Source organism: Lysinibacillus sp. A4 (genome assembly GCF_024919535.1).
Taxonomy (GTDB): domain Bacteria; phylum Bacillota; class Bacilli; order Bacillales_A; family Planococcaceae; genus Lysinibacillus; species Lysinibacillus capsici.
The window spans coordinates 212,428-234,778 of the sequence record NZ_JANWTB010000005.1 but is presented as its reverse complement, the minus strand read 5'-3'; the positions used below and the strand labels follow the sequence as shown (position 1 = coordinate 234,778).

At 37.5% G+C, this 22,351-nt stretch carries 19 protein-coding genes and 1 riboswitch; of the genes, 3 read left to right on the top strand and 16 right to left on the bottom strand.

The annotated features are described in order from the left end of the window. Positions 1–122: 122 nt before the first annotated feature. Positions 123–1,289: an FtsW/RodA/SpoVE family cell cycle protein gene (locus tag NY607_RS12190; protein ID WP_227744921.1), complete on the top strand. Its 1,167-nt coding sequence runs from the start codon at positions 123–125 to the stop codon at positions 1,287–1,289. A gap of 56 nt (positions 1,290–1,345) precedes the next feature. On the opposite strand, the gene NY607_RS12185 is transcribed toward NY607_RS12190, so the two are convergent. From NY607_RS12185 to NY607_RS12120, 14 genes are all read right to left on the bottom strand, one after another. Next, positions 1,346–2,326 (bottom strand): N-acetylglucosamine kinase, encoded by a 981-nt coding sequence (locus tag NY607_RS12185; protein ID WP_131520751.1) that lies wholly within the window; start codon positions 2,324–2,326, stop codon positions 1,346–1,348. Positions 2,327–2,338: 12 nt separating this feature from the next. Then, positions 2,339–3,340: an asparaginase gene (locus NY607_RS12180; protein WP_237899229.1), complete on the bottom strand. Its 1,002-nt coding sequence runs from the start codon at positions 3,338–3,340 to the stop codon at positions 2,339–2,341. 18 nt (positions 3,341–3,358) lie between these two features. Then, the gene (locus NY607_RS12175) at positions 3,359–4,510 is read right to left on the bottom strand and encodes an ROK family transcriptional regulator (protein ID WP_237899227.1); all 1,152 of its coding nucleotides are present in this window, start codon (positions 4,508–4,510) and stop codon (positions 3,359–3,361) included. A 14-nt stretch (positions 4,511–4,524) separates the two neighbouring features. Next, complete coding sequence (locus NY607_RS12170; protein WP_103117394.1) at positions 4,525–5,406, bottom strand: sugar phosphate isomerase/epimerase family protein; 882 nt, start codon at positions 5,404–5,406, stop codon at positions 4,525–4,527. A 1-nt stretch (position 5,407) separates the two neighbouring features. Further along, on the bottom strand, positions 5,408–6,466 hold the full coding sequence (locus NY607_RS12165) for a Gfo/Idh/MocA family protein (protein ID WP_237899225.1): 1,059 nt from the start codon (positions 6,464–6,466) through the stop codon (positions 5,408–5,410). Positions 6,467–6,479: 13 nt separating this feature from the next. Further along, positions 6,480–7,358: a sugar phosphate isomerase/epimerase family protein gene (locus NY607_RS12160; protein ID WP_112117293.1), complete on the bottom strand. Its 879-nt coding sequence runs from the start codon at positions 7,356–7,358 to the stop codon at positions 6,480–6,482. An 18-nt stretch (positions 7,359–7,376) separates the two neighbouring features. After that, on the bottom strand, positions 7,377–8,342 hold the full coding sequence (locus tag NY607_RS12155) for an ABC transporter ATP-binding protein (protein WP_237899223.1): 966 nt from the start codon (positions 8,340–8,342) through the stop codon (positions 7,377–7,379). Beyond that, positions 8,335–9,327 carry an ABC transporter ATP-binding protein gene (locus NY607_RS12150; RefSeq protein WP_259419762.1) on the bottom strand — a complete coding sequence of 331 codons (993 nt, stop codon included), beginning with the start codon at positions 9,325–9,327 and terminating at the stop codon, positions 8,335–8,337. Before NY607_RS12150 ends, NY607_RS12155 begins: the two co-directional genes overlap by 8 nt. An 11-nt stretch (positions 9,328–9,338) precedes the next feature. Continuing rightward, on the bottom strand, positions 9,339–10,235 hold the full coding sequence (locus tag NY607_RS12145; RefSeq protein WP_259419761.1) for an ABC transporter permease: 897 nt from the start codon (positions 10,233–10,235) through the stop codon (positions 9,339–9,341). 13 nt (positions 10,236–10,248) lie between these two features. Next, complete coding sequence (locus tag NY607_RS12140; protein WP_259419760.1) at positions 10,249–11,172, bottom strand: ABC transporter permease; 924 nt, start codon at positions 11,170–11,172, stop codon at positions 10,249–10,251. 66 nt (positions 11,173–11,238) lie between these two features. Beyond that, positions 11,239–12,822: a glutathione ABC transporter substrate-binding protein gene (locus NY607_RS12135; RefSeq protein WP_259419759.1), complete on the bottom strand. Its 1,584-nt coding sequence runs from the start codon at positions 12,820–12,822 to the stop codon at positions 11,239–11,241. Between the two features lie 483 nt (positions 12,823–13,305). Further along, positions 13,306–14,658 carry an aspartate aminotransferase family protein gene (locus tag NY607_RS12130; protein ID WP_237899217.1) on the bottom strand — a complete coding sequence of 451 codons (1,353 nt, stop codon included), beginning with the start codon at positions 14,656–14,658 and terminating at the stop codon, positions 13,306–13,308. A 24-nt stretch (positions 14,659–14,682) separates the two neighbouring features. Next, entirely contained in the window at positions 14,683–16,212 is a 1,530-nt protein-coding gene (locus NY607_RS12125) for a CoA-acylating methylmalonate-semialdehyde dehydrogenase (RefSeq protein ID WP_259419758.1), read from the bottom strand. Positions 16,213–16,235: 23 nt separating this feature from the next. Beyond that, the gene (locus tag NY607_RS12120; protein ID WP_259419757.1) at positions 16,236–17,648 is read right to left on the bottom strand and encodes an amino acid permease; all 1,413 of its coding nucleotides are present in this window, start codon (positions 17,646–17,648) and stop codon (positions 16,236–16,238) included. Between the two features lie 233 nt (positions 17,649–17,881). On the opposite strand from NY607_RS12120, the gene NY607_RS12115 reads away from it, so the two are divergent. Continuing rightward, positions 17,882–19,450: a PucR family transcriptional regulator gene (locus NY607_RS12115; RefSeq protein WP_259419756.1), complete on the top strand. Its 1,569-nt coding sequence runs from the start codon at positions 17,882–17,884 to the stop codon at positions 19,448–19,450. Between the two features lie 52 nt (positions 19,451–19,502). On the opposite strand, the gene NY607_RS12110 is transcribed toward NY607_RS12115, so the two are convergent. Continuing rightward, positions 19,503–20,297, bottom strand: coding sequence for a carbon-nitrogen family hydrolase (locus tag NY607_RS12110; protein WP_259419755.1), 795 nt, complete (start codon positions 20,295–20,297; stop codon positions 19,503–19,505). Between the two features lie 96 nt (positions 20,298–20,393). On the opposite strand from NY607_RS12110, the gene NY607_RS12105 reads away from it, so the two are divergent. Further along, on the top strand, positions 20,394–21,563 hold the full coding sequence (locus NY607_RS12105; protein WP_131520736.1) for a pyridoxal phosphate-dependent aminotransferase: 1,170 nt from the start codon (positions 20,394–20,396) through the stop codon (positions 21,561–21,563). Positions 21,564–21,604: 41 nt separating this feature from the next. Here NY607_RS12105 and NY607_RS12100 read toward each other — a convergent pair whose 3' ends face one another. Next, positions 21,605–22,108, bottom strand: coding sequence for a PPC domain-containing DNA-binding protein (locus tag NY607_RS12100; protein ID WP_131520735.1), 504 nt, complete (start codon positions 22,106–22,108; stop codon positions 21,605–21,607). Between the two features lie 122 nt (positions 22,109–22,230). Further along, positions 22,231–22,335: riboswitch (SAM riboswitch) on the top strand. Positions 22,336–22,351 lie beyond the last annotated feature (16 nt).

Genomic DNA, 22,351 nt, shown 5'->3' with positions numbered 1-22,351 from the left:
TTAGGTAATTTAACTCGCTAAATTAGCCAGATTGTTGCTACTTATTCATACTACTTTTAGGAAAACATTCGCAACCTTCCATACATTGTCAGCGTTCCTAATAGAGAATGGAGGTGTTACATTTGACGCAATTCAAGAAGTTAGATTGGAGTTTAGTAATAAGTCTTCTTTTACTCGGCGCTATTAGTTGCCTTTTTGTCCATTCTAGTAGTGTAAATTTTGAACAGTATTCAAGTTCCTTTATTATCAAACAGTTTTTATTTTATGTCATCGGATTCACCATCATGTTTGGAATTTCCTTGCTTGATATTGAACAATTGAAAAAGATTGGATGGCCATTTTACTTCCTAATAGTTGCTTTAACGGCTGGTCTTATTGTTGCACCTGAAAGCATTGCTCGAACGATCAATCAGGCAAAATCATGGTATCAGATCCCGTTTTTAGGTTCTCTCCAACCATCGGAATTTTTAAAATTCGCTTTTTTAATAGTTGTGAGTAAGGTCATTATTGCTCATCAAGAGAAAAATGTTCGCCCCTCTTATCTAGCAGATTTTTGGTTACTTATAAAAATCGGGCTAATTGTCCTTCCTCCTACGCTACTTGTTTATAGACAACCCGATACAGGTATGGTCATGCTGTATATGGCAATGATTTTACCAATGATTTTCTTTTCAGGTATTCATAGAAAGCTTCTTGCCATATTTACGGCCGTTCCTCTAGTTATCATCAGTACGATGGTAGTGCTCTATGTCAGATTTAATGAATTTTTTACAGAGAAGGTTTTAGGTGCTCTCTCAGGACATCAGATTTCTAGAATTTATGGATGGCTTCAGCCTTATGAATATACAGATTCTTCTTTTCAAGTACGCCAAGGCTTTATGGCTATCGGATCAGGAGAATTTGTGGGCAAGGGCTATCTACATAACAATGTCTATGTACCAGAAAAACATACCGATTTTATATTCTCTACTATTGCGGAAGAGCTAGGTTTTATTGGAGGAGCATTTGTAATAGCACTACTATTTTTTGTTATCTATCGTATTGTTGTTATTACGGTAGTAGCGCGAGACCCCTTTATGACTTTAATGGGGGCAGGTATTTCAAGCTTACTAGCCTTTCAAATTACTCAAAATATAGGCATGACCATTGGACTTTTACCTGTCACAGGTGTCACCCTACCCTTTTTAAGCTATGGCGGAAGTTCGTTATTATCCAATTTTATGCTTATCGGAATCGTCATGATCATTCATAATTCATATAAGGGGTATATGTTTAAAGTAGGAGACTGACAAAATGCAAGTAGAGACATGTACATGCTTTTCTCTACTTGCAAAGTTAAGGGGTATTAACTCGTTAAAAACTTCTTCATACTTGCATTATATTGATCAATAAATAGCTTTGCTTCATTATATGGTAATTTTAAAGCAGCTAAAGCGGCACCACCTACCGGTAAGCTATAAGCACCCACGAAGTGATACTGATTACTACTCTTTTTATCTATAGCGATTAATTTTTTAGTAAATAGCTCCAATTCATTAAAAACGCCACCAGCTAGCACTACTTTGACTTGCTTATGTGCAAACGGGTTTTTATTATAACAAGCGTCTATACTTTGATAAAAAACATGGCACACTTGATCAATAATCGTATTGGCTTCTCCATCACCACGTTTAGCACATTCAATTGCAACCTTACTTAAAGGAGATATGGTATCCCTCGGATGTCCTTCACCATATACCACTTCAATTATCTGCGGAACGGATTGTAATCGAAAATATTCTAATACCGCTGCTGTTAGAAGCGTTTCAGGACCTCTTTTATCGAATGCTTTAAATACCGCTTTTAATGTGCGAATGCCAATATCATAGCCACTGCCCTCATCATCAAAAATATAACCCCATCCTGCTGTACGTTCAATTCTTCCAGATGCATCTATACTGAGTGTAATCGCACCCGTACCAGAAATTTGTACAATGCCTGGCTGCCCCAAGGTTCCTGCATACAGCGCGTTCATTCCATCATTCGATAGTGATAGTTGACAGCCTTTCGGTAAAAGCGAGGTTAATAATGCATAGGTAATTTTCTCATTATTATTTTCTGTTACACCAGACAGGCCCGCATGGCACTTTGTAATGTGTTGAAATTCGTGAGGCTGTTGTCTTTTTAAATCATTTATTAATTCTGTTATCGTCTCTGTAAAATGCTCGAAGCTCATGGATGTGGGATTACTTTTGCCTGTTTCAGCTAGCGCCATAATTTGCCCATGACATGTTGAGATTGTTGCAATCGTTTTCGTTCCACCACCATCTATTGCCAAAACATGCAAGTGCCTTCACCTCTATACAATTTTAATTGTAGATACAATTTCTCCTACCTCTATCCCTGCATCATTATGCACAAATGCAGGAGACAATGCTTTAATACGCTCAATTGTTTCTTGATTTTTATACTGCATTTGTTCCAATACAGAAGCAATTACATTCGGCCATGGACTTTCTGAACCATTCATAATTTTCAAGGCGAAACTTACTCCTTCATTTCTAAGAGCAAAACAGTATACGCCCTGTGCTCCGCCCTTCGCCACAATATTAGAATCCTTTAATAATGCTGTACAAATAAAGTTTTGTGCTGCAATGATATGATTCTCTTGATTCATTACTGCTGTAAGCTTTATTACTGCTTCACGAATTAGTTCATCATCAATCAATTCTGGTCGTGCTAACTTTAAATAGGCAATGGCCATGTTTTTTAGCGGAATTGCAAAGACAGGTGCACCACAGCCATCAATCCCTGTACGAATTCTCTCTATCTCATATTCACTTAAATAGGCAATATATTTTTTTATCATCTGTTGCAGTGGATGTTCTGGATGACAATATTGCTTGACATCATAGCCATTTGCTAAACATGCAGTTAAAAATCCTAAATGCTTGCCCGCGCAATTATGAAAGAGTTTCCTCTTTTCAAATCCCTGTTGAATATACTGTGTTTTAGGTTCCTCATTTAATGGATAGGATGCTGCACAAATTAAATCACTTTCATTCATAGGGAGTTTTTCCAGCAAAGAGATTAATGCCTCTTGATGATAAATTTCGCCTCTTTGTGAAGCCAGAAATAATGCACTTTCATTTGAAGTAATTCCGTATTTTTCTATAAAATCAGTCATAAAAATGGGAATGGCTTGAAATGGTTTTGCTGCAGAACGAAAATACACAGGCTCATAGTCTTGACCTACAGAGACGAATTCTTCCTTCGTTAGATTCACAGCACTCATTTGTCCATAATGCACATTTTCCATTAATCCTGAACGATACTCCTTTAAAAATTCTGAGTAAGCCACGAATCAACCAACCTTTCTTTAAACAGACAGCAACTGCTTTTGTGCTTGTAATGCCGCTCCTTTAACAACCCCTTCTTTTAATTGATTGGAAAACTGTAAATCAAAGTAGGGTTGTAATTCCTTCCATATATACTGTTTACACTTTTCACTAAGTAGTTTTTGAAATGTCACATTGTGCTCAATAATTTCTCCACTGACGATGACAGCCTCTGGTTCGTATAAACAAACTAGATTATTGATGGCTATAGCTAGAAAAGTAGCTACATCTTGTTGAATATCGATCGCCCATTGCTCACCTTGATCAACACACTGCAAAATCTCTTCTATTGATTGAATATTAAGATTTTTAGGTGTTCTTTTTAACAGCGTAACTTCAGAAACATACATCGATAAGCATCCTCTTTTACCACAGTGACACATTTCACCAAAGGGATTAATCGTTATATGACTTATTTCTCCAGCTTTATTTTGAATGCCACGATACACTTCTCCATTTAATAATATGGATGCTCCTATTCCCGTTCCAATTCCGACTAAAATACAATTTGAATACTGTGGCGTATAGATATCACCAATTTCAGCAATGATTTGCATTTTTAATTCATTATCTACGATGACTTCACAACCAAAAACACCATTCAAATCTTCTCTTATAGGGCAGTTTTCCCACTTCAATTGCTCAGAGGAAACGATAATTCCTTCCTCGTTATTGATTACTCCTGGAATTCCTATCCCAATGCCTAGTAATTTATCCTGAGCAATCTGATATTCTGTCATGATATTTTCTATAGATCGTTTAAGTAGATATATAGCTTCTTCGTATTGATGCTTGATGCTACATTTGACTTCCTGAAAGGCAATAAGCTTCCCTAAGAAATCTAGTATACCTATCCGAATAGAAAAACAGTCAATTTCTATCCCAATCGTATATAAAGCATCTTCTCGCATATGAATTAACGTAGGACGTCTACCAATGGCTGTTTCTTCCGATACCCCTTCAAGAATAAAGCCTTCCGCTTCTAGCTCCTGCACAATACGAGTAATGGTCGTAGGGCTCATTTTTGTATATTTTGATAATTGAATTCTTGAAATTGGCGCCATCTGCCTTATTGCGTCAAGCACAATATATTTATTTTGTCTTCGCATTTGTACTTGATCTTGCTTTTTCAAATTAGATTCAACCCCTATTTAAACTTTTCTATGAATTGTACAGCTTCTTTGATGTCTTTTTCGGGATTTGATCTCACTTCTCGTTCAATAGTTAAATAGCCATTGTATCCGATTTCTTGTAAAGCTGAAAAATAAAGCTCGAAATTGACATCTCCATGACCTAATGGAAGTTCTCTAAAAAACTCCCCATTTTCCACCATTTCTTCTATTTTATCATGAGATGTTCCAGAATCGTATCCTAAGTACCCGTACACATCTTTAGGATTCGTTGACTGCAGTTGAATACCATCCTTTACATGTGTATGTACAATATATTTCTTTAATAGTTTGACTCCAGCTACAGGATCATCTTTTGTTACCATCACCATATTGGCTGGATCAAAATTAACCGATACACCGTTCGTTGATAGCTTATCTAAAAACTCTTTTAATGTTTTACTCGTTTCTGGCCCTGTTTCAATCGCAAAATAAGCATCTAATGATGTAGCATATTGTCCTAATTCTTCACAAGCTTCCAGCATTGTTTGATAGATTGGGTCATTTTCATCTTCAGGAATAATACCGATATGGGTTGTAACAATGGATGTTCCTAGGTCCTTGGCTAATTGCAGTATTTCTTTCGATTTCTTGATTTTCCAGGCATTTTCTGCTTTATCTTGGAAGCCATGTCCTCCTAAATCTCCACATAAGGCGGAGATTTCTAGACCTAACCCTAAAATATACGCCTTCAATTCTGCTCTTTGTTCAGCATTTAGGTTATCGGGGTCCAGCTCACCTGAAACGGCATACATTTGTACCCCCTGTGCCCCAACTTCTTTCGCCTTTAATAAACCTTCACGAATAGGTAAACGAAAGCTGTCTACTATCACACCGATTTTATTATCCAATTTTACCATTTTAATAAACAACCTCCTTTCCTTCAGTTGCAGAAATATAAATACCTTCTAAGATTTTCATAATTTCTACCCCATCCTCCACAGGTGCAACTGAATCATAATGATGAAGGCAACAATCAACAAATGAATTAATTTCATTTTGAAAGGCTGTCGCAAAATCAAAAGTTAGATCGTTAATTTGAGGATGAATATTTAAAATTGTATTATGCTCTTCACTTACAATTTTTAATTCAGGCTCTAGCTCTGCTCCACCGTTCGTGCCATATAGCTTAATACTTATTTCATCTTTTAAAGCATGTAGTGTATAGGAAACGTCTACCATTAGCGATGCTCCATTCTCAAATGTAATGAGGGCATTTGCTAAGTCTTCTACTGTGTTTTTAGTTGCATCATAGTCTGCAGCCTTGTAGAAGGATAAATTTTCTATATGATTTCGATTTCCTAATTGATTGTAAGTATGACCTGTTATACGTTTCACTTTTGGTCTACCCATTAAGTACCAGCATATATCAATTACATGTACCCCTAGATCAATTAAAGGTCCGCCGCCAGACTTATCAATTTCGGCAAACCAGCCTCCTGGATTCCCTAATCTTCTTAGGCAGGAAGCTTTGGCATAATAAATATCGCCCAATTTGTTATCGTCGATGAAGCTTTTCAGTACTTTGGTATTTGTTGCAAATCGTCTTACATAGCCCACTTGAAATACTTTCTGATGCTTTTCTGCAACCTTTTGGATATTTAGAGCCTCTGCATAAGTCATAGATAGCGGCTTTTCTATTAGAACATGTAAGTCATTTTCCAAAGCAAGAATCGCCAATTCAGCATGCGTATTATTCCATGTACAAATACTGACAGCATCCACATTTTTATCTGCGAATAGCTCTTCTTTTGAAGAAAAAACATGTGTTGCTCCAAATTGGGCTGCTTTTGCTTTGCCTCGTTCAATGGAAGCATCATACACGCCATATAATTCAACGTATGGATTATTCGTATAGGAACCTAAGTGAAAATCTGAAATAGAACCTGTGCCAATGACACAAACTTTTAATTTATCCATGTGCTTTCCTCCTTTAGAGCTTGCATTCATTCCATAAACGACGTACATTATCCATCCCTATTTTTGAACCTACTTGGCAATCTTCCATTCCTTCAAACTCAATAGTAAGATAGCCATCATATCCACTGCCTTTTACGAGTTTAATAATTTCTCGAATATTTATATCACCATGCCCGACAATAGCACCTCTGATGTAGTTGTTATGAACTGTACGGAACCACTCGCCCTCACCTGGATTTTCATAATAAGGACGAATATAAAAATCTTTGAAATGCACTGTAGCAGCATAAGGAATGTTTTTCATAACACCAATGAGAGGCTCTTCATCAATACATAAAAAATTACCGATATCTAAAGTTGTTTTAAAGTTGTCTCTGTTTACCGCATGAATTAATTGTTGTACACGATCACTTGTTTGAACATTAAAGCCATGATTTTCAATCGTTGTCGTAATATTAAATTGTTTCGCGTAATCTGCAATTAACTGACAGCCTCTAACCATTTCTTCAAAATGCTCGTTGTAATAATGAATGGATGTTTGCTCCTTTGGTAAGGTAAAGAGAGTAACGTCATGGCGCATAATGTGAATACCCATATGATGTACTACATCAATATGTTTCTTTAAACGTTCAACTTCTTCTAAAAAAGCTTCCTCCGTATCCTGAATAAAGTTAGCTGGTAACGAATAGGCGGATAACTCTAATCCTAGCTCTGCTGCTTTATCTTTAATTTCAGTTGCAAGTTCATAGTTATCTACAACCGTAAATTCATAGGGCACTAATTCTACATGCTGACCACCGTTGTCTGCTACCCATTGTAAAACATCTAGAACATCCATCTCTCCCTGTCTCATTTTTTTAACCATACTGTATGTGCTTAACCCTATTTTCATTTATAAACATCCTCTCCATTAGTTAACAAAGTGACATGCAACACTTTGCTCTTCGTTAATTTTCCTCATTTCTGGTATAGCTTGCTTACATATATCTGATGCAAAGGGGCACCTTGTGTGGAAGGTACAACCACTCGGCGGATTTTTAGGATTTGGAATATCACCAGTTAAAACGATCTTCTTTTTTCGTAATGTTGGGTCTGCAATCGGTACGGAAGCAATGAGCGCTTGTGTATAGGGATGCTTTGGTTCATTAAATATGGTTTCTTTACGCCCAATTTCTACAATGGATCCTAAATACATAACCCCAATATAATGGCTAATATGTTCTACAACACTTAAATCGTGAGAAATAAAGAGATAAGATATTTTATATTCTTGCTGCAATTGCTTTAATAGATTCAATATTTGCGATTGTATAGATACATCCAACGCAGACACAGGCTCATCAGCAATGATTAATTTTGGCTTTGTAATTAAAGCACGAGCAATACCCAAACGCTGTCTTTGTCCACCACTGAACTCATGTGCATAGCGATCAGCATGTTCAGCATTTAATCCAACGACTTCCAGCATTTCAAGCACTAGTTTTTCACGCTCTGCTTTCGAAAGCTTTGTATGAATTTCTAAAGGCTCTCCAACAAGCTCCTTGACCTTCATTCTTGGATTCAATGAGGCATATGGGTCTTGAAAAATCATTTGAACAGTTTGCCTTAAGTGCCTTAATTCGGACGGCTTTGCAGTAGCTACTTCCTTCCCATCCACCTCGATACTTCCATTCGTTGGTGCTAGTAATCTAGTAATTAATCTGCCCGTAGTAGATTTCCCACAACCACTTTCCCCAACTAAACTAAATGTCGTACCTTCTTCTATTTCAAAGGAGACATCTATAACTGCGTTAACATATTGCTTTTTTTGAAATAACCCTCCGGCTATTTGAAAGCTCTTTTTTAAATTCTCCACTTTTAATATACTGTTAGGCATTTACTTCCACATCCTTTTTCACATATAGCCAGCAGCTACATTGGCGTGTAGCCGAAATTTTTACTGTCGGTGGACTCTCCTGATGGCATATAGACATCGCTTGATTACAACGTGGAGCAAATTTACAACCATTCGGCATATTTTGTGGGGATGGTACTTGACCATTGATAGAATCTAATACCTCTTTGTTATCACCAATTTTAGGTACAGATGCAATTAAACCTTTTGTATAGGGATGCTTGGAGCTAGCAAATAATTCAAAGACATCTGCTTCCTCTACAACCTGCCCTGCATACATGACCACTACCCTATCGCACATTTCCGCCACAACACCTAAATCATGTGTAATTAATAAAATAGCTGTCTCATTTTCTTCCTTTAGCTTTTTCATTAGCTCTAAAATTTGAGCTTGTATCGTGACATCAAGCGCAGTGGTTGGTTCGTCGGCAATAAGTAAATTAGGGTGGCAGGCCATAGCCATTGCAATCATTACCCGTTGGCGCATTCCTCCTGAGAGCTGATGTGGATATTCATAAATGATTTCCTCAGCTCTTCCTATGCCCACGCTTTTTAACATTTGGATTGCATGATGCTTACTTTCGTTTTTCGGCAGTTTCAAATGCATTTCAATTGCTTCCATTAACTGCTTGCCTATTTTTAAGACAGGATTTAAAGAAGTCATGGGCTCTTGAAAAATCATGGCCATTTGCTTGCCACGAATCTTCCGAATTTCTGATTCGGACATTTTCGTCAAGTCATGTCCATTAAAATGTATAGAGCCATTGACGATTTTGCCTGTAGTACCGTGAAATAATTGCATGATGGATAACGATGTTAAGCTTTTTCCACTGCCCGATTCTCCCACTAAGCCTACTATCTCCCCTTTACGGATGGAAAAATTGACACCTCTTAAAATTTTGATTTCCTTATTATCACGCGTAAAGGACGTTTCTAAGTCACTTACTCGCAATACATGTTCTGGCATAGGCATTCTCCTTAATTATTTTTTATTTTTGGATCTAACACATCTCGTAATCCATCACCTATTAAGTTAAATGCTAGTACGGTTAAAAATATGGCAATACCTGGCATGATGACTACATGCGAAGATGTCCCTAAATAGTCACGCCCACTACTTAGCATTACTCCCCACTCAGGCATTTCAGGGCTTGCACCTAAGCCTAAAAAACTTAAACCAGAAGCTGCTAAAATGGCTGTCCCTATACGCATTGTGACAAAAATGATTAACTCACTAATTGTTTCAGGGAAAATATGTTTCCACAGCACTCTAACATGCGATGCTCCCATAGATTGTGCTGCTTCTACATAGACATTCTCCTTCGCATTCAATGTAGCACCTCTGACTAAACGAGCAAAAGATGGCACACTAAAGATCATCACAGCAATGATGACATTATTAATACCAGGGCCCAATAAGGCTACAATGGCAATCGCTAATAATAAATCAGGAAATGAAAACAACACATCACAGCTACGCATGATGATTTTGTCAACCCACCCACCGAAGTAACCGCTAATTAAACCTAAAATAGTTCCTAGTATTAAGCCTAAAAATACGGCACTGAAACTCACCATTAAGGATATTTTTGCGCCTACTATTAAACGACTAAAAATATCTCGACCATACTCGTCCGTTCCTGCCAAATGACTTGTACTTGGTCCCTCTAATAAAGCATTATAATTCGGTTCAAAAGGATCGTAAGGTGCGATATAAGGGCCAATAATAGCGACTACAATTAACAATCCTATAAAGATACTTGCTACCAAAGCAGCCTTTTGTTTTTTAAAAGACTTCCAAAATTCTTTAAGAGGAGAGTATTTTCTTTGTGTATTTTGCACTTGGCTATTTTGCACAGTAGTTGGTGAAGTCATTTTGTTCCCTCCCTTAAGAATTTAATTGGATTTTTGGATTTAACACGGTATAAAGCACATCAACTATTAAATTGACTAAAATAAATTCAAATGCAAATAACAGCAGTGCAGACTGAATGACGGGATAATCTCGAAAGGCAATCGAATCAATTAAAAGTCGTCCCATTCCTGGAAAACTAAAGACTGTCTCCACTACCACCGATCCTCCTAAGAGAAATCCGAATTGCAGACCTGCTACTGTTACCACAGAAATCAAGGAATTTCTTAAAGCATGGGTCACAATAACGGAGTGTTCTTTCAATCCTTTTGCTCTCCCTGTTCTTATAAAATCAGCTTGTAACGTTTCAAGCATGGAAGAACGAGTAAATCGCGCAATCATTGACATAATGCCAGCCCCTAAGGTCAAGGAGGGCAAAATATAACTAGAAAAGCCATCTAATCCACCTGTCGGAAATAACCCTAGCTGCACTGAAAATAATTGAATTAATAATAAGCCCAACCAAAATCCTGGAATTGAGATGCCAGAAACAGCCGTTACCATACCAAAATAATCAGGCCATTTGTTTTTATTGATGGCAGAAAAAACACCAATCACCAAACCCATTAATGTAGCCCAAAACATGGAAAGGAAAGTAAGATGAAGAGAAGGCATAAACCTTGTTTTAAACATATCTATGACAGGTAGTCCTGTTGTTAAAGATGTTCCTAGCTCACCCGTCAAAAGATTTTTCATATAATCCATGTATTGTTTAAGAATGGGTTTATCTAAACCTAACTCATGGCGTACATTTTCAACATCTTCTAGCGTGGCATCCTTACCAGCTACTAATCTTGCAGGGTCACCTGGTATGAAATGAATAAATAAGAATGTTAATATGGAAATGACAATTAATATCGGTATCATTTCAATCGTTCTTCTTGCTATATACTTCCACATGTGGCCTTCCTCCTTTCTATTTTTGTAGAAAAGGAATTGACGAGCATCAATTCCTTTAACTGTTCATTACTCCACTTTGGCATTCTTCACATCAAGTCCACCTGTAGGGTTTACTAGCACACCGCTCACATTTGAACGTACACCGTAAACAACCTCATCTACCCCTAAGAAAATCCAAGGTGTATCTTGATAAACGATTTCCTGTAATTTTTCATATAGTTCAGCTTGGCGATCTACATCTGAAATGGAGTTAGCTTCATCCATTAATTGATCTGCCTCCGTGTTATGATAGTAAGCTGTATTTGCACCATTCGGTGGGAATGATACGCTATGGAAAAGAGGCTTTGTTGCATTCGTTATATCCGAAGCATACGCTGACCAACTCACATACCACATTTGTAATTTCGCATCATCTGGTGTTTGTGCACCATAGATTTCGTCTGATAAAGTTCCTTCTTCCATTGATTTAATTTCTACTTTTACACCGATTTGACCTAACTGTTGTTGAATAAACTGCATACCCTTCATCGTATCCGAGTTTGTGTTCCCCCAGATTTCAATATCGAAGCCATCTGGATAGCCTGCCTCAGCCAATAATTCTTTTGCCTTTTCAATATTGTGTTCATACATTTTTTGCTGCTTATAATAAACGGTTTTGGAAGGAATAATTGAGTCTAATGGTAAACCCAGCCCTGCATTCACCACTTTTAAATAAGCATCCTTGTCCACTGCGTAGTTAAAGGCTTGTCGAACTTTAATATCATCCAAAGGTTTTTTATAGGTATTTAATGAAACGTAATGTGCAATTGTAGAAGGAACCTTATTTACCTCTACATCTTTACTATTAGAAAGCTCATCAATATTTTGTGCTGGCACTGGATAGATAACCTGAGCATCGCCCGCTTTTAGCATCGCTACGCGCGAGCCGTTTTCTGGCACTGGTTTATAGGTGATTTTAGCAACACGTTCTCCCCCATCCCAATAGCCATCAAAGTTTTCAATTGTTAAATGGTCTCCTTGTACCCATTCAACAAATTTATATGGTCCTGTACCAACAGGTTTTTTAGGTATGTCTGCTGAATTTTCTTTAATCATTTTTGGACTAATCATTTTGGCAACGCCGAATCGCGTAATCATTGGTCCATATGGTTCTTTTAAAGTAACTTTAATTTCATAGTCACCTAGAATTTCAACATTGCTGATTAAGCTAAAACCACGAGAATATAAACGTAAGCTTTCATCATTCATGATTCGTTCAATGTTGACCTTTACAGCTTCAGCATTAAACTGCTCCCCGTCATGGAAAGTAACCCCTTCTTTAAGTTTGAACGTATAGACTAGCGCGTCTTCACTAATTGAGTAGTCATCTGCTAAAACCTTAATAATTTGACCATCTGCATTAAAGCCTAACAATCCTTCTAGCATTGTCTCCTGTACAGAACTCGAATTCGTATCCCCTGTGTTATGCGGATCCATTGAAATAAAGTTTTCATTTACAGCGATAACAAGTTCATTTTTTGAACTAGCTGTACCTGAATCTGTAGTAGACTTGTCCCCAGTATTTGATGCGTTAGAATTCTCTTTCTCTGCGCATGCCGCTAAAAGCAACGTACATAGAATTACAAAAACCAATTTTTTAACATAATTCATCTCATCTACTCCCTTTGTAAAAATATATAAAAATATTTCTTATAACTTAAATTAAGAAATATAATTACCAAAAAACAGTTATTTTCTCCACTGATGAAAATAAGTAGGCAAAAAATAAACTATATTTTCTTACGATTAGACAATTCATTTCAGGAAAAATTGCTCCCTCAACTATCACAATTGCATTTAATCAGAAAGTATAGTTCAACATACAAGGTATATTTATTCCATCGCTGAAAATAAATGATTAAAAAAATATTCCCTCTTAGGATATTTCTTATTATCAGAAAATTAATTATTTTTTAACAACTATAAACTACGAAATCTAATATTTCCACTATTTTTTAAATAAATTTCAGAATTTTATAATTATTTTTATAGAACTATAATAATTATCCCTAGAATTTTTTCTTGCCCCAAAGTCCAATATAAAAGTTCTAAAAGCCCTTATTACATGGCTTTTAGAACCTACATGAATAGTTGCTATAGCGTATTTATACTATTCACAACCACATTTAGTATGCGGTCAAGATCTTCTTGTGCAATATTAAGTGGTGGTGATAACGTTAAGACGTTATTAAATCCTGCTACAGTAGCTCCATTTTTCCCAATGATGACCCCTTGCCCTTTACATGCTGCAATGACAGCATTCACTTTCTCTACAGGTAAAGGTTCTTTCGAAACTTTATCTACCACTAATTCAATTCCAATCAATAAGCCTTTGCCTCGTACATCTCCTACATTTGGGTGATGCTGTAATTCTTGTTGCAGTGTTTTTAGTGCTGCTGCACCAATTTCCTTGGAACGGTCAAATAAAGCCTCTTGCTCAAGAATCTCAATATTTTTTAATGCGACTGCACATGCCACCGGTGAGCCACCGAATGTATTTACATGGCGGAAATAGCCGTATGCATCTGATCCAGTAAACGCCTCATATATTTCACGCTTTACCGCTGTAGCTGATAATGGTAAATAGGCACTTGTAATTCCTTTGGCCATTGTAATAATATCAGGCTTTACACCATAATTCATAAATCCAAATGGCTTCCCTGTACGACCAAAGCCACAAATAACCTCATCCACAATCATTAAAGCGCCGTGTTTTTTGCATACTTCTTCAATACCTTTTAAATAGTTTTCTGGAGGCATAATGACACCACCACCTGTAATAATAGGCTCTAAGATCATTGCTGCAATTGTATCGCCCAGCTCCCAGGTCATCGTTTTGTCTACGGCCTTTACACTCGCTAAATCTAATGGTGCAATAGTCTCACTTTCATGCTCACGATATTGATCAGGTGGTGCAACATGGATAAAGCCAGGTGATAGAGGCTCATATTTATATTTACGCTCCGCCTGCCCTGTTGCCGCTAATGCACCGAATGAGTTCCCATGATAAGCACGGTAGCGAGAGACGATTTTATAGCGCGAGCTTTGTCCTTTTTGCTGGTGGTATTGTCGAGCTATTTTAAAAGCTGTTTCATTCGCCTCTGAACCACTGTTAGAGAAGAAAATAACATAATCTCCACCAAGCATTTCATTAAGTTTTTCGGCTAATTCGACTGCTGGTAAATGTCCCTGAGATAAAGGTGCATAAGCATTTTTCATCATTTGTTCATGTGCTGCATCCGCTAATTCTTTACGACCATAGCCAACATTGACACACCATAGCCCAGCCATCGCATCAATATATTCCGTACCATTTGTATCAGTGATTCTTGCGCCATCAGATTTCTCTACTACATACGTGGCTTGCGGATTATAGGGTTTCATCGAATGCCAAACATATTGCTCATCCTTTGCTAAAACATCGCTTTTAAGATTGATCTGCGTCATCGCCAAACACCCCTTATTATTATTTTAGTTTTTCGCATCGTTATTACTTGGGAACGCAAAGGAGCTTGTTGTATCCTCTGTCTCGTCGGGCCAACGTTCAGAAATCGTTTTTGCCTTTGTAAAGAACCTCGCCTGATCTGGACCAAACATATGCCCTTCACCAAACTTAGATCGTTTCCACCCACCAAAGTTATGATAGCCAACTGGGATTGGGATTGGCACATTTACCCCTACCATGCCCACCTCAATTTCTTCTTGGAATTTACGCGCTGCCGCTCCACTGCTTGTAAACATTGTGACACCATTGCCAAGCTCATGATCATTTATTAAATCAATAGCCTCTTGTAGTGAATCAACCCCTACTACAATACGTGCTGGACCAAAGACCTCCTCTTTGAAGATCGTCATTTCTGGTGTGACATGATTAAGTAAAGTAGGACCAAGATAAAAACCATTTGACGATTCACATACTTTTGGATTTCTTCCGTCAATGACAAGATTCGCTCCTTCACTGACTGCGCCATCGATATAACGTATAATCGTTTCCTTTGATTGTTTAGTGATAACAGGACCAAAATCGACGTCTTGCTCTGTATAAGGCCCTACCTTTAGTTCGGAAATTTTATTTTTCAATATTTCCGTAAATCGTTGCTCCGTATCCTTCCCTACAACGAGTGCACCAGAAATAGCCATGCAACGCTGAGATGCTGCGCCATATGCTGCTCCTAAAAAGGCATTTGCTGTCTGTTCTAAATTGGCATCAGGCATAACAATCATAAAGTTCTTTCCACCACCAAATGCAGCGACACGTTTATTGTGCTTTGTCCCAGTTTGATAGATATATTCAGCAACAGGCGTTGAGCCAACAAATGAAATGGCTTGAATCTCTTTATTTTCTAATAGTTCATCGACTGCTTCTTTATCTCCATTAACCACTGTCCAAATACCGTCTGGTAGACCTGCCTCTTTCCATAATTGGCTCAAATATAATGCTGAAATAGGTACACGTTCAGATGGCTTTAGAATAACGGCATTTCCTACCGCAACAGCCATACTTGTAATAGCCAGTGGTACCATAACAGGGAAATTAAATGGTGCAATGGTTGCTACTACACCAAGAGGCGATTTGGCAGAAAAAGCATTAATATTTCCACCTACATTGACGGAATACTCTCCTTTTAGCAGTTGTGGGGCACTGATCGCCATATCCACAGATTCAATCCCACGGACAATTTCACCTTTCGCATCTTCCTTAGTTTTTCCACTTTCCTGGCAAATCACATTGATAAGTTCTTCCTGTCTTTCTACTAACAGCTGACGGAAACGATGTAGCACTTCTACCCGCTTCCCAATTGATGTTTTTTTCCATGCTGGAAAGGCTTCCTTAGCTAACTGAATAGCATGCTTTACCTCGGCTCTTGAAGCAAGGGGTACTCTTGCAATAACCTCACCTGTTGACGGATTATATACTTCAGAGAATCTGTTACTTGTGCCTGTGACCTCTTCTCCTTGGATAAAATGTGTTAGCGTTTTCATTTCTTGTTGAACTGTCATAATGGACCACTCCTTTTTTCGTCTTATTGTTCAAAATCAAACTCGTCTTTTGTGAAAAGAGAACTTGATTCTTCGGCTTGTTTGATCACCTTTTTCTTTTGAGTCAGCATATAGAAAATCATCACAATGGCCACAATAACGCATGTAAATAATATTTGTGAGCGCATAGACTCTATAAAGAACATCGCAATGAGTAATGCTGTTGTTGCTACTATTGTTAAATATGTTAAATATGGAAATAGCCACATTTTCACCTTTAATAGCTCTGGATTTTCTTGCTCAATCTTCCGTCGCATTCTTAATTGTGAAAAGGCAATGATTAAATAAAGAATCAACGTAATAGCACTACAAGAACTTAATAAAAACATAAATACTTTATCTGGCGACACATAGTTCATAATGACCGCAATATATGAGAAAAATGTTGCGGCAAGTATGGCATTGACAGGTGCACCATTTTTGTTTAATTTTAAAAATGCTTTTGGTGCTTCTCCTTTTTCCGCTAAAGAAAATACCATTCTTGATGTAGCATAAAGTGCAGAATTTAGGCACGATAATACAGCAGTTAAAACAACAAAATTCATAATTTGTGCAGCTGCAGGAATACCAATATAATCAAGTACCGCTACATAAGGACTTGTTAAAATATCTGAGGAATGCCAAGGCAATAGCGTCACTACAACTGCAATAGAGCCTACATAGAAAATTAAAATACGCCAAGTAATAGAATTGGTAGCTTTTGTGACAGCGGCTAACGGTTCATCCGATTCACCAGCAGCAATCGCAACGATTTCTGTCCCCATAAATGAAAAAATAACGATAACGACACCCATTAGAACAGCACCAAAACCATTTGGTAAAAAACCACCCTGCTCAACTAAGTTGGTCATACCAACAGCAGTAAAGTTTGGAGCAATACCAAAGATAATAAATGCACCAAGACCTAGAAAAACGACTATACTTGCAACCTTAATAAGAGAGAACCAATACTCAAACTCACCAAAAGCTTTGACAGAAAGAACATTTGTTAATGTAAGTACTACAGTTAATAACAGACTTAATAGCCATAAAGGAATCCCATCATACCAATATTGAATAATGGCAGCTGCTGCTGTTGCCTCTAAAGCAATGGCAATCACCCAGAAAAACCAGTACAACCATCCAATCATAAAACCTGCCCACGGACCAATGGCTTCATGTGCATAGTGAGCAAACGAGCCACTCGTTGGATTGACTGCCGCCATCTCACCTAGCATACGCATAACTAATACAACGATAATTCCTGCAAATATATACGATAAAATTGCCCCTGGACCAGCTAGGTTAATGACCGAGCCACTCCCCATAAATAGTCCAGCACCGATTACACCGGCAATCGCAATCATCGTCATATGCCGCTTCTTTAATCCTCTTTGTAAATGCGTTTGTTGCCCCATATCTGTCACCTCTTTTAGTAGATTGCTTGATCGCTTACAAAAATCTTACATCTTTCATAACGTTGAAGTAATAGACAAACTGTAAAATTCTATACTTTTGTTTTATACATAATGTAAAATAGACTAAATATTCTTAAAATAATTTTTAAACGATTTTATGAGTAAATTTTTATCACCAAGCAGAAATTATTGAATTCTAACCACAGACACGCATGTCAAAAGGAGGGGCAAAAATGAGCCCATTTCAACTAAAAGTACTAGACGTTTTACAGAATAAATATTTTCAAAATGCAGAGGTAGTTGCAGGTCATGAGGGATTAACAAGGAGCGTTAAATGGGCACATGTACTAGAAATCATACATGTTGATAATTTTTTAGTTGGTGAAGAGTTAGTATTAACTACAGGGCTTAGTCTCCAACATAGTATTGAGGACTTTGTATCCTTTATAGAAGCCATCATTCAAAAAAATTGTGCTGCCCTTTGTATTGAATATGGCACCTCTATTCAAGCAGTACCTGAGGCGATTTTAACACTTGCCAACCGTCACCAGTTTCCTATTATTGTTTTCCATGAAGCAGTTCCTTTTGTTCGTATTACACAGGATTTACATAGCCAAATTATCAATCAGCAATATCTATTGATTTCTTCACTAGAAGCTTACTCACAAACATTGAACAAAAATGCAGTATTAGGACAAAACGCGGACGACATTTTACAAAATATGTATAATGAATTAAAAATACAAATTATGTTCTCCATTAAGGGAAGAGAACCTGTCTTTTTCCCAAATATGGCTCATAAAAAGCGGCAGCAATTCCTAACATTGAATACATCGACTCAGCAGTTTAAACATGAGCCTATTTTTCTATTTGATCAACATTATGCCGATTTATCAATTTATCGAGAAGATGGGCTTTTCTCCGAATTTGAATTATTAATATTAGATCGCACGGCAACAGCATTGGCACAGCTTTTAATGCGAGAGTTTTATATTGAGGAAAAAAAGAATATTGAGGATGCTTCGATTTTAGCTGATTGGATTGATCAAAAACTGTCTAAAGAGGAAATTTATAAATTTATCGTTACCCATTATGCTAACTATACACATTCTAGTGGCACTGTCTTTATTTTGGCTTCTCCTAATACGTTGACAAAGGCACAGGAGGATGTAGTCTATAGTAAGCTTTATTATCGTAATCTCTTTGAGCAACATGGCTTTATTCCATTTTTATTTGAAAGAAAAAGCTATATTATTTTTATTTTACTGCATACAAAAGATAGTAAAGCCATTCGTGATATGCTAAACAACATGTTTTCCTCTTTGGTCAAAACTGAATTCTATAAAAAGCAGCAGGCACAAGGTTATCAGATAGCTATTGGGAAGGTCGTTTGTGATGTAGATGAAATTCCTAAAAGCTATCAAACTGCACTAGAAACCTTATATATTTGTCGAAAAGTACAAACGTCCTCGTTCTTTTATGATGATCTGCATTTATATCATTTAATCTATAAATTACAAATGCAGGTGGATTTACAGGAAGTGATTTACGACTATTTACAGCCCGTTATTGAATACGATAAAAAATATAATAGTAAGCTTCTCGAAACATTGCAGGTGTATTTACAAACAAATGGCTCTAAACAGCAAACAGCGAATCAATTATTTATTGTTCGTCAAACACTCTATCACCGCTTAAAAAAGCTTGAAAGTTTACTAGGCAAAAATTTTATGAATGGGCATAACCGCATTACACTTGAATTTATGCTACTAGCCAATTCATTGATCGAGGATAAGAGCTAGAAAAAAGTTGGCACGCTTAAAAGGCTATCTCCCCTCCTAAGCGTGCCCTTTATTACCCTTTCACAACTACATCCTGATACAGTCCAGGTCTGCGATCATCGTAAACAGGGATTCTTCCACGTACTTCATCAACAATAGAAAAGTCTACATCGATCACCGCTACTTCCTCGTCCTCAGCACCAACCCAAAGTACCTCTCCCCAAGGCTGAATAATCATGGATTGCCCATTAAAGTTTTCTATCTTTTTTGCAATACGATTAACGGCTATGACAAAACATTGATTTTCAATTGCCCGAGCCTGTAGCAATGTTTTCCAATGGTCAATCCTTGGAGTTGGCCACTGCGCTGGTACAAATAATACCTTTGCTCCTTGTAATGCATGGGCTCGTAACCATTCTGGGAAGCGAATATCATAGCAAATAACACCAGCAGCTTCAATGTCACCTAGAGCAAAACGATTCATTTCATTCCCTGCCTCTAAGTAAAGATGCTCGTCCATTAAACGGAAAAGATGTGCCTTGCTATATTCCCCTACAAGCTCTCCATTACGATCAAAGGTATACATCGTATTATAAAATTTGTCGCCTTTCTTTGTTGAAACAGAGCCACCTACAATATGTACATCTAGTTCCTTAGCTAGTTTAGCTAAAAAGGCTTGTGTCCGCTCACCATCGATATCTGCTAGCTCAGGTAGTTTTTCCAAAGCATAGCCTGTATTCCACATTTCAGGTAACACAATAATTTCTGCCCCTTGTTTTGCAGCTTCTCGAATCTTCTCTTCAGCACGTGCAAAATTTTCTTCCACTTTGCCAAAGCCAACATTTAATTGAATACAACCGATTTTCATCTCTATTCCTCCTCTAGACAATTAACAGAAAAAGTAATACTATTTGCTTCATATTCTTCAATAATAATTATTATATTCTGAAAAAGGTGATTATGCATGGAATTCTCTAAAAAACTACAGCAACTACCCACTCAATTTTTTGCAGCACTCGTTCAAAAAGTAAACTTGGCCCTAGAAGAAGGGCGTGATGTCATTAACCTTGGGCAAGGAAATCCCGATCAGCCAACGCCTACTCACATCATTCAAGCATTACAGGAAGCGGCTGAAAATCCTCAAAACCACAAATATTCACCATTTAGAGGTCTCGCTGAATTACGCCAAGCGGCGGCCGACTTTTATCAACGTGAATATCAGGTAGAACTAGATCCTGATACAGAGGTAGCGATTCTTGGTGGAACAAAAATTGGTCTAGTAGAGCTACCTTTAGCTGTGTTAAACCCTGGTGACACGATGCTCTTACCAGACCCTGGCTATCCAGATTACCTATCAGGTGTCGTACTAGGAGACGTCAATTTTGAAGTAATGCCCCTTTTTGCTGAAAATGATTTCTTACCTGATTATCATGCATTACCTGATGAAGTGAAAGAAAAGGCAAAGCTTCTTTACTTAAATTACCCAAACAACCCTACAGGTGGTACAGCATCACTTGCGTTTTTTGAAGAGACCGTTCGCTTTGCGAAGGAACACAATATTATCGTATCACATGATTTTGCTTATGGGGCAATAGGATTTGACGGTAATAAACCAGTTAGCTTCCTTCAAGCAAATGGTGCAAAAGAAGTAGGAGTTGAAATGTATACATTATCGAAAACCTATAATATGGCTGGCTGGCGTATAGGCTTCGCTGTAGGGAATGCCGAGATTATTGCTGCTATTAATCTTATTCAGGATCATCTGTTTTGTAGTCAGTTCCCTGCCATTCAACAAGCTGCAGCAGTAGCACTGACAGCTTCCCAGCAATGTGCGGATGAACTACGAGCTACTTATGAGCGTCGCCGAAATGTACTCATTGAAGAAGCTAGAAGAATTGGCTGGCATGTTACGGCTCCAAAAGGCTCCTTCTTCGCATGGCTCCCTGTACCACTAGGCTATACAAGTGAACAGTTTGCTGATCTATTGCTCGAAAAAGCTGATATCGCTGTAGCAGCAGGTAATGGCTTCGGTCAATATGGTGAAGGCTATGTGCGCGTAGGGTTGCTAGTTAGTGAGGAGCGCTTACGTGAAGCAATCCATAGAATCGAGCAATTACAATTGTTTAATAGATAATGTGCCTTATCCTGTAGCTATCTCTAGCTACAGGATTATTACTATTTTTCAATTTTCCTTGGTTGCCCTAAACCATCTTCTAATGGATAAAATTGAACATGACCTGTTTCATCATCCCATTTTCGAATATGTTGAATACCTTGTACCTCTGCCAACACGATGTCAGCAGTTATAACAGGATTTCCCCCTTTTATTAAATGCCCACCCGATACTACACCACATTGATCACTCATAGAACCATGGAAATGTGTCTCATATCCACCATCTCGCTTACACACCACACCTGAACCTTGAATAAATTCTAGTGGTCCCTCTTTTTCAATCACATTACTAAAACGAACATGAATTTGAGCTGTTGCATCTGGCACTAAATAAACAAAGCTACTTTTTTGAAAGCTGCCAATACAGCTTACAATTGTTGCTGACTCTATATTATTCTCTTCGCAAAGCGCTTCAATCCCTTCAATGATATCTGTTCCCGTTAGAAAACGAGCACTAATAACCTTACCAAATGAACCTATACCATAATTAACTCTTACAGACATTGTTATCCCTCTTTTGTGTCGAAATATTATAATTATATAAAAAATTTAAAAATTATTTATTGACTTACTATACCCTATAAATTATATTAGTTCTATCGGAATTACAAAAAAATATTATAAATCTCTTATCAAGAGTAGCTGAGGGACTGGCCCTATGAAGCTCGGCAACCTCCTTTTTAAAGGAAGGTGCTAAATCCTGCAAACGATCTTCGTTTGATAGATAAGAGAGGACATCTTTTCATG